Origin of the sequence: Streptomyces sp. NPDC048269, from assembly GCF_040652395.1 — a bacterium.
Classification (GTDB): domain Bacteria; phylum Actinomycetota; class Actinomycetes; order Streptomycetales; family Streptomycetaceae; genus Streptomyces.
On record NZ_JBEZLW010000027.1, the window covers coordinates 81,673 to 90,323 of the forward strand.

General features: G+C 74.7%; 7 protein-coding genes. 2 read left to right on the top strand and 5 right to left on the bottom strand.

Features of this window, described 5'->3' with window-relative positions:
* Positions 1 to 4: 4 nt before the first annotated feature.
* Positions 5 to 973 carry a YafY family protein gene (locus AB0D48_RS25490; protein WP_362401266.1) on the bottom strand — a complete coding sequence of 323 codons (969 nt, stop codon included), beginning with the start codon at positions 971 to 973 and terminating at the stop codon, positions 5 to 7.
* Positions 974 to 1,066: 93 nt separating this feature from the next.
* Here AB0D48_RS25490 and AB0D48_RS25495 point away from each other — a divergent pair, with 93 nt between their 5' ends.
* The gene (locus AB0D48_RS25495; protein ID WP_362401299.1) at positions 1,067 to 2,182 is read left to right on the top strand and encodes an epoxide hydrolase family protein; all 1,116 of its coding nucleotides are present in this window, start codon (positions 1,067 to 1,069) and stop codon (positions 2,180 to 2,182) included.
* A 429-nt stretch (positions 2,183 to 2,611) separates the two neighbouring features.
* On the opposite strand, the gene AB0D48_RS25500 is transcribed toward AB0D48_RS25495, so the two are convergent.
* Together AB0D48_RS25500 and fmt are read right to left on the bottom strand one after the other, a co-directional pair.
* Positions 2,612 to 4,090 carry a transcription antitermination factor NusB gene (locus AB0D48_RS25500; protein WP_362401269.1) on the bottom strand — a complete coding sequence of 493 codons (1,479 nt, stop codon included), beginning with the start codon at positions 4,088 to 4,090 and terminating at the stop codon, positions 2,612 to 2,614.
* Between the two features lie 82 nt (positions 4,091 to 4,172).
* Positions 4,173 to 5,117, bottom strand: coding sequence for a methionyl-tRNA formyltransferase (gene fmt, locus AB0D48_RS25505; protein ID WP_362401272.1), 945 nt, complete (start codon positions 5,115 to 5,117; stop codon positions 4,173 to 4,175).
* 250 nt (positions 5,118 to 5,367) lie between these two features.
* Here fmt and AB0D48_RS25510 point away from each other — a divergent pair, with 250 nt between their 5' ends.
* Positions 5,368 to 5,892 (top strand): hypothetical protein, encoded by a 525-nt coding sequence (locus tag AB0D48_RS25510; RefSeq protein WP_362401275.1) that lies wholly within the window; start codon positions 5,368 to 5,370, stop codon positions 5,890 to 5,892.
* Between the two features lie 251 nt (positions 5,893 to 6,143).
* Here AB0D48_RS25510 and AB0D48_RS25515 read toward each other — a convergent pair whose 3' ends face one another.
* Together AB0D48_RS25515 and AB0D48_RS25520 are read right to left on the bottom strand one after the other, a co-directional pair.
* Positions 6,144 to 8,192 (bottom strand): primosomal protein N', encoded by a 2,049-nt coding sequence (locus tag AB0D48_RS25515; RefSeq protein WP_362401302.1) that lies wholly within the window; start codon positions 8,190 to 8,192, stop codon positions 6,144 to 6,146.
* A 159-nt stretch (positions 8,193 to 8,351) separates the two neighbouring features.
* On the bottom strand, positions 8,352 to 8,651 hold a 300-nt coding region (locus tag AB0D48_RS25520), incomplete at its 5' end, for a methionine adenosyltransferase domain-containing protein (protein ID WP_362401278.1).

Below are 8,651 nucleotides of genomic sequence, written 5' to 3' on the forward strand. Positions count from 1 at the left end.
CGCCTCAGCGGGCAGGCGGTGTCGAGCGGGCATAGCGCTCCGAGAGCCGGCGGAGGTGGGTGACCAGTTCCTCGGGCTCGGTGACGTCGAAGTCGAAGTCGAGCATGCCCAGCCAGGCCGCGAGGGTCTGTACGGTGTCGGCGCCGGTGATCAGGATGCAGCTGTCGGCGTCGAGCGCCTCGACCGTGCCGACCGCAGGGTTGATCTGCTCGATCACCGCGGCCGCCGGTGCATGGACGGTGACCCGCGCCCGGTGGCGCCACGCCGCGCTCGACACCCGCAGGGAGACGTACGCCGCGGCGTCGCCGCCGGGCAGCTCGCGCGCCGCGAAGCGCGGTCCGGTCGGGGTGCGGGGCTGGATCCGGTCGATCCTGAAGGTGCGCCAGTCCTCGCGCTCGACGTCCCACGCCACGAGGTACCAGCGCCGTCCCCAGTTCACCGCGCGATACGGCTCCACCACGCGGCGGGTGGACGCGCCGGCGTGGTCCAGGTAGTCGAAGCGCAGCCGCTCCCGGTCGCGGCAGGCGGCGACCAGGGTGGTCAGCACGTCCGCGGAGACGGACGGTGGCGGACGGTCGGCCGGCACGGCCACGGTGTAGGCCTGCAGTGCCCGCACCCGTCGGCGCAGCCGCGATGGCAGCACCTGCTCCAGCTTGGCCAGCGCCCGCAGCGAGGTCTCCTCGGCACCGGGAACTGCGCCCTGCGCGGCGGTGCGCAGGGCGGTCGTCACGGCGACGGCCTCCTCGTCGTCGAGCAGCAGCGGGGGCATCGCCGCCCCGGCGCCCAGCCGGTAGCCGCCGGTGGCTCCGCGAGTGGCGTCCACGGGATAGCCGAGCTCGCGCAGACGGTCGATGTCGTTGCGGACGGTACGGCCGCTCACCCCGAGACGTTCGGCCAGTTCGGATCCCGGCCAGGCACGCGGGGTCTGCAACAGGGAGAGGAGGCGCAGCAGTCGTGCGGAGGTATCGAGCATGAAGTCCAGCCTGTTGTGCCATTAGGAACGTACCGTGCCTATATCGAAATTACTGTCTTACCCAGGGAGAACAACAGCAACACCGACGCCCGGATCCACCCATTCCGCATCGACATCGCGCAGGAGGAGCTCGACGACCTGCGCGACCGGCTCGCACGTACGCGATGGGGCAGCGAGATCCCCGGCGCCGGCTGGAGCCGGGGTGTGCCCACCGACTACCTGAAGGCCCTGGCCGCTTACTGGGCCGACGGCTTCGACTGGCGCAAGGCAGAGGCGGAACTCAACGGGTTTCCCCAGTTCACCACCGAGATCGACGGCCAGAACATCCACTTCCTGCACGTCCGTTCGCAGAACCCGGCCGCCGTCCCGTTGCTCCTGCTGCACGACTGGCCCTGCTCGTTCGTCCAGTTCGTCGAGGTCATCCGGCCGCTGGCGGAGGACTTCCACGTCGTCGTGACCTCGACGCCGGGCACCGGCTTCTCCGGTCCGCTCGGCGAGGCCGGGTGGAACACCGGCCGCATCGCCGGCGCGTTCGTCGAGCTGATGAACCGGCTCGGCTACGAGGCGTACGGCGTCCAGGGAACGGGCGGCGGCGCCTGGATCGCCGCCGAGATGGGGCGCCGGGCACCCGACGAGATCGTCGGCATCCACGTCAACGGCCTGGTCACCTTCCCCTCCGGGGACCCCGCCGAATTCGACGGACTGACCGGTCCCGAGCAGGAGCGGCTGGCCCGGCTGGAGAACTTCCAGCAGGACAAGATGGGCTTCAACGCGATCCAGTCCACGCGCCCGCAGACCCTCGCCTACGGACTCCACGACTCTCCGGTCGGCCAGCTCGCCTGGATCGCCGAGAAGTTCAAGGAGTGGACGGACCCCGCCGCCGAGCTCCCCGAGGACGCCGTGGGCCGCGACCGCCTGCTGACGAACGTCAGCGTCTACTGGTTCAGCGGCACGGCCGGCTCCTCGGCGAACCTCTACTACGAATCGGGGCACGACGCGAGCGCCTGGGCCCCGAAGCCGCGCGGCACCGTCCCGACCGGTGTGGCCGTCGCCCTGCACACCGACATCGCCATCCGTCGTTTCGCCGAACGGGACCACAACATCACCCACTGGAGCGAGCTGGAGCGCGGCGGCAACTTCCTCTCACTGGAGCAGCCGGAGGCGTTCGTCACGGACGTCCGCGCCTTCTTCGGCACGCTCTCCGGCTGACACCCGCGGTCTCACCGCGGGAGTGCCCGGGCGGACCGAAGCGTTCCCGCACCACGCCGGGACCGCCCGGGTGTACCGCTGTGGCAGCCGCCACCAGCGACGTCCCGCTGATCGTGGCCGACATCCTTCCGTCACCGCTCCCGGGGCCGGGCGCTCTGCACACCCGGCCCCGCGAAGGGGGCAGCCACCTGTTTGCCGCGATCCGCCGCAGAACGTTCGCCACTCGCTGACGAACGCGTGCGTACGGACCACCACACGTCCGAACGGCCGGGCAGCCCGCCTGGATCGAGAAACGATCGCCCGTTCCCCTCGTGTGCGGTGCCGCGGGGCCAGCGTTGTGCGCAGCGCCACCCGCGGGTGTGCGCCGCCTCCCGGGTGCGTCGGTCCTGGGTGCGTCGGTCCCGGGTGCCCGTCCCGGCCCTCGGCTCGCTACCCGACCCGGCGCAGCAGCGCCAGGTACATCGCGTCCGTACCGTGCAGGTGCGGCCACAGCTGTACGTCCGGGCCGTCGCCCAGGCCCGGTACGCCCGCCATGTACGGCCGGACGTCGATCAGTTCGGCGGACACCGGGGACTGGCCCGCACCCCGGCCCTTCAGGACGTCGTCCACGACCACCCGCGTCTCCGCCAGGTGCGGCGAGCACGTCGCGTAACCCACGACGCCACCCACGCGCACCGCCGACAGCGCCTCGCGCAGCAGCCCCCGCTGGAGCGGCGCGAAGCCCTCCAGGTCCTCCGGGCGGCGGCGCCAGCGGGCCTCCGGGCGGCGGCGCAGGGCGCCCAGGCCCGAGCACGGCACGTCCATCAGGACACGGTCGAAGGAGCCCGGCAGCCACGGCGGGCGGGTGCCGTCCGCCGCGATGACCTGGTAGGGCCCGGGGTTGCCGGCCAGGGCCTTCTCCACCAGGCGGGCCCGGTGCGGCTGCTTCTCCGAAGCCAGCAGGAACGCCCCGCGCTGCGCCGCCAGCGCCGCGAGCAGCGCCGCCTTGCCGCCCGGGCCGGCGCAGCCGTCGAGCCAGCGCTCGTCACGGCCCTCGACCGGCACCGCCGCCAGGGCCATCGCCACCAGCTGGCTGCCCTCGTCCTGGACGCCCGCGCTTCCGTCGCGCACGGCCTCCAGCGCGCCCGGCTCGCCGCCCTCGGCCATCCGCACGGCGTACGGCGACCAGCGGCCGGGCAGTGCCGACTCCTCGCCCACCGCCTCCAGCAGCTCCTCCGGCGTGGACCGCCCCGGCCGGGCCACCAGCGTGACCTCGGGCCGCTCGTTGTCGGCCTCCAGCAGGTCTTCGATCCCGGCGCGCCCGCCGCCCAGCGCGTCCCACAGGGCGCTGACGACCCACCGCGGGTGCGAGTGGTACACCGCGAGGTGTTCCTCGGCGTCGTCCTCGTACGGCGGCGCCACCCGCTCCAGCCAGCCGTCCAGGTCGTGCGCGGCGATCTTGCGCAGTACGGCGTTCACGAACTTCGCGCGCCCGTCCCCGAGCACCACCCGGGCCAGCTCCACGCTCGCCGAGACGGCGGCGTGCGTGGGGATCCGGGTCCCCAGCAGCTGGTGCGCGCCGAGCGAGAGCACGTCCAGCACCGGCGGGTCCACCTCCCGCAGGGGGCGGTCGATGCACGCCTTGATCACGGCGTCGTACGTGCCCTGACGGCGCAGCGTCCCGTAGACCAGCTCGGTGGCCAGTGCCGCGTCGCGCGCCTGGAAGCTCTCGTCCTGGCGGGCCTTGCGGAGCAGCGGCGGCAGCACGAGGTTGGCGTACGCGTCGCGCTCGTCCACCGCCCGCAGAACCTCGAAGGCCAGCATCCGGACGGGGTCCTTCTGGGGCCGGCGGTACGGCTTGGCCTGCTTGCCGGACGGCTTGCCGCCGCCCGCGGGACGCCGGCTGGGCTGACGAGGCTGTTCGCTCACGTGAAAGGTGCTCCGGAGGTACGAGTGCTACGAGTGCTACGAGTGTGCGGAGAGGGCAGCCGGTATGACGAACCGGCTGGGTTCAGCGTACGTCGGCGCCGCCGAGCCGCTCGCCGGGAGCGATCCGCACCCCGCGGGCCCAGTCGGCGCCCCGCATCGGCTTCTTGCCCTGCGGCTGCACCCACAGCAGCTCCACGGCGTGCGAGCCGGTGCCGACGTAGACGTTGTTCTTGGCCGGGGCCAGCATGCCCGGTGCCAGGTCCGTGCGGTCGGGCACCAGGCCGACCGAGATCAGCTTGAGCCGCTCCCCGCGGAAGACGGTCCACGCGCCCGGTGCCGGGGTGCAGCCGCGCACGACGCGGTCCGCGCGCATCGCCGGGGCCGCCCAGTCGATCCGGGCGTCCTCCACGGTGATCTTCGGTGCGAGCGAGATCCCGTCGGCGGGCTGCGGGACGGCGCGCAGGGTGCCGTCCTCGATGCCGTCCATGGTGGCGGCCAACAGTCCGGCGCCGGCGAAGGCGAGCCGGGTGAGCAGGTCGCCGCTCGTGTCGGTGGCGCGGATCTCCTCGGTGAGGATCCCGTAGATCGGGCCGGAGTCCAGTCCCTCCTCGATCTGGAAGGTGGAGGCGCCGGTGACCTGGTCCCCCGCCATGATCGAGTGCTGTACGGGGGCGGCGCCGCGCCAGGCGGGCAGCAGCGAGAAGTGCAGGTTGACCCACCCGTGGCGGGGGATCTCGATGGCGCTCTTGGGGATCAGCGCCCCGTACGCGACCACCGGGCAGCAGTCCGGGTCGATCTCGCGCAGCCGGGCCTGGAAATCGGGGTCGCGCGGACGGGCGGGCTTGAGGACCTCGATCCCGGCCTCCTCGGCGCGCTCGGCGACGGGGCTGGCGACGAGCCGCCGGCCGCGGCCGGCGGGGGCGTCGGGCCGGGTGACGACGGCGGCGACCTCGTGCCGCCCGGAGGCGATGAGGGCGTCCAGGGCGGGCACGGCGACCTCGGGGGTGCCTGCGAAGACGAGCTTCACTGGGGTCCTACCTCGCTATCTCGGCTGTCAGCAGCGCACCAGTCTATGGGGCGTACGGGCGGGGGGTGTCCGGAGGCCGTCAGGGGGCGTACGCACACACACGCGCCTCTCGCATATGCCGACACGCCCCCAGAGCGTGACCTGGGCGCCGGGTGGCGCGTTGGTCAAGAGAGATTGACCAAAACGGGTCGCGTGTGAACGGTTTCCGCGGCCCGATCCGCCCTTCAGCACCGGTTCGAGAGGCTTCTTCATGGCCGACCACGCCACCCACGACGCCCAAGCCCGGGCCAGCCTGCACCTGCTGGTGCGGGACATCGAGCGGGTTCGCCGGCAGGTGGATGCCCTGCGTACGCTCACCGCCCAGCTCGGCAATGTGTACCGCCCGCGCCGCTCCGGTCCCTCCACGGGCTTCGTCGTCTACGGCCGGGCGCCCGCGCCCACCGTCCGCCTCGCCCAGGAGCTGCGGGACAGCGTCGAGACGCTGGTCACCGCCGCCGTGGACTTCGACCGCTCGCTCGGCTTCTCGTGGGACGCGGTCGGCTCGGCGCTGGGGGTCACCAAGCAGGCCGTGCACCGGCGCTACGGGGCCCGGCGCGCGCAGGCCGCGGAGTCCACGGAGCCGCCGGCCGAGGGAACGGCCACCCGGACCCTGGGGCCGCTCCCCACGATCCCGGCGGCCCGCTCGGTGCCGCCGCAGCCGCTGCGCGAGGAATCCCAGGCCGCCGCCGCGAGCACCCCGCGCTCCCCGGCCTTCCCCGGCCCCCGCAACGGCTGACCGGCGGCCCGCCGCCGGGACGCCGACCCCCGACGGCCCCAGCCGATCCCCCGACCCCGCCGGAGCGCCCCCACGGGCCGCCCCGCCGGGGTCGTCCGGCGTTCCGGGCGCCGTCTCCCGTTCCAGCCCGCCCGGCGTTTGAGGGCACGGGCGCGCTGCGCACGTACGGGGTCTGGGGCGGAGCCCCGGTTTCGGGAAGGGGCGGGGTGGGGGGGAAGGCCCCGTCCAGCGGCTCCCGGTACCCCGACCCGTCAGCCGATGTCCAACGGGTCGATCCGGACCCGCACCGCCTCCGCCGCCGGAACCCCCCGCGCCATACGGGCCGCCTGCGCCGACTTGAGGGCGGCGGCCAGGGCCGCGCCACTGCCCGGCGGGACCCGGACCAGCGCCCTCTCCCCGGGAGACGGCTCCCCCCGGCGCCCCGCGATCGGCACCGGGCCCAGGATCTCCGCATCCGGCGGCAGCCCGGCCGTGGCCAGGAAGGCCTCCACGGCCTCCCCCCGCCCCGCCACCGCCGCCATCCGCGACACCGGCGGGAAACCGAGCTGGGCCCGCTCCGCGAGCTCCCGTACGGCATGGCCCACCGGATCCCACCGCACCAGCGCCTGCACCGGCCGCAGCGTCGGCTCGGCGACCACGACGACCTGGCCTTCCCCCCGGACCAGCGACGCGGCCGCGATCCACCGCCGCAGCGCGTCCTCGCCCGCCCGCAGGTCGGGCCTGGTCAGCATCGCCCAGCCGTCCAGCAGCAGCGCCGCCGCGTACCCCTCGCCCGCCGCGACCGGTTCCGCCCCCGGGGTGCACACGACCAGCGCCGGCCGGTCCGGCACCTCGTCCAGGACGTGATCGCGCCCGGAGGTCCGTACGGGCACGGCCGGGAAGGCCCGCCCCAGCTCCTCGGCCGTCCGCCGCGCGCCCACCACCTGGGCCCGCAGCCGGAACGACCCGCACTCCTCGCAGTGCCAGGCCGGTTCCGCCCGCCCGCACCACGCGCACTGGAGGTCCCGCTCGCCGGGGGCCTCCAGGGGCCCGGCGCAGACCCCGCAGCGGGCCGGCGTACGGCACCGCTCGCACGCCAGCCGGGGCACGTAGCCCCGCCGCGGCACCTGGACGAGTACGGGCCCCGACTTGAGTCCCTCCCGTACGGTCTCCCACGCCAGGCTCGGCAGCCGCGCCGCCCGGGCCGCCTCGTCGCGGGCCAGCAGTTCGTCGCCCACGGTGCGGATCCGGGGCGCGCAGGCCCGTACCGTCTCGCGGTCGGCGACCAGCGGCCGCGCCCAGCCCGACTCGACCAGCTGGGCGGCCTCCACCGTGCAGCTCGTGCTCCCCGCCAGGAAGCCGCAGCCGTCGCTGGCGGCGCGCAGCTCCAGCACCTCCCGGACGTGCGGGAAGGGGGCGCGGTCATCGCTGTGGCTGGAGTCCCCGTCGTCCCAGACGGCGACCAGCCCGAGGTCGCGTACGGGCGCGAACATCGCCGCCCGGGTGCCGACGACGGCCCGCACCGATCCCCGGCTCACGGCGAGCCACTGGCGGTAGCGCTTCTCGGGCCCGGACTCGGCGGTCAGCAGCGCGTGCCGCCCCTCACCGAGCAGGGCGGTGAGGGCCGTGTCCACGCGGGCGGCGGTCCGTCCGTCGGGGACCACGGCGAGGGCTCCGCGGCCGGAGGCGAGGGTGGCGGCCATGGCACGGGCGAGCTCGTCGGCCCAGCCGGGGCCGGGCAGGGCGGTCCAGACGGCTCGCGGGGTGCCGCCGGTCGCAAGGGCGCGCAGGAAGGCCGTCCCGGAGCCGTACCGCTGCCAGCCGCCGGGCTCGGGCGCGGCGGGCGGGGGCAGCGGCTCGGGCGAGGGCTTGGCCTCGGCGCGGGCGCTCCGCGCGGGCAGGGCGAGCTGGAGTACGTCGGCCAGGCTGCCCGCGTACCGGTCGGCGACGGCCCGGGCGAGCGCCAGCATGCGCGGGCCTAGCACCACCTCGGGCGAGACGACCTGGGCGAGGGCGGCGAGGGCTCCGTCGTAGTCGGACTCGGCGCGGCGCTCGACGATGAAGCCGTCGATGAGCCCGCCGCCCTCGCGGCGGCCGCCGTGCACCCGGTGGGAGCCGGCGCCGAAGCGGACCCGGACGCGGACGCCGGGCTGGGCGGTCTCGGAGAGTTCGGCGGGAACGGCGTAGTCGAAGAGCCGGTCGAGGTGGAGCACGCCCTTGTTCACGAGGACGCGGGCAACGGGCAGTTCCTCGGCGACGGCGGCCCCGCGCCAGGTACGGGGCTTGGCCTTGGGCGCCTTGGCCTTCGCCTCGGCGACCATCTCCCGGATCAGCGCCAGCTGCTCCGGCGGGGAATCGTTCGCGCTGCTCACATCAGCATTCTTACCAAATCGCACTGACAGGCAGGGCATGCGAACGGCCCCGGACCACGAGGTCCGGGGCCGTTCGTCACGAGCGGTGGTGCTTGCGAGCGGTGGTGCTTACAGGCCGGCGGCCGCGCGCAGCGCGTCCACGCGGTCGGTGCGCTCCCAGGTGAAGTCCGGCAGCTCCCGGCCGAAGTGGCCGTAGGCGGCGGTCTGGGCGTAGATCGGGCGCAGCAGGTCCAGGTCGCGGATGATCGCGGCCGGGCGCAGGTCGAAGACCTCGCCGATCGCGTCCTCGATCTTCTGCACCTCCACCTTGGCGGTGCCGAAGGTCTCGACGAAGAGACCGACGGGCTCGGCCTTGCCGATCGCGTACGCGACCTGCACCTCGCAGCGCGAGGCCAGCCCGGCGGCGAC

What these genes read in the sequence shown, in the direction of transcription:
- AB0D48_RS25490 (WP_362401266.1), bottom strand. Translation starts at nt 973, where the DNA reads ATGCTCGATACCTCCGCACGACTGCTGCGCCTCCTCTCCCTGTTGCAG.
- AB0D48_RS25515 (WP_362401302.1), bottom strand. Translation starts at nt 8,192, where the DNA reads ATGGTCGCCGAGGCGAAGGCCAAGGCGCCCAAGGCCAAGCCCCGTACC.
- AB0D48_RS25510 (WP_362401275.1), top strand. Translation starts at nt 5,368, where the DNA reads ATGGCCGACCACGCCACCCACGACGCCCAAGCCCGGGCCAGCCTGCAC.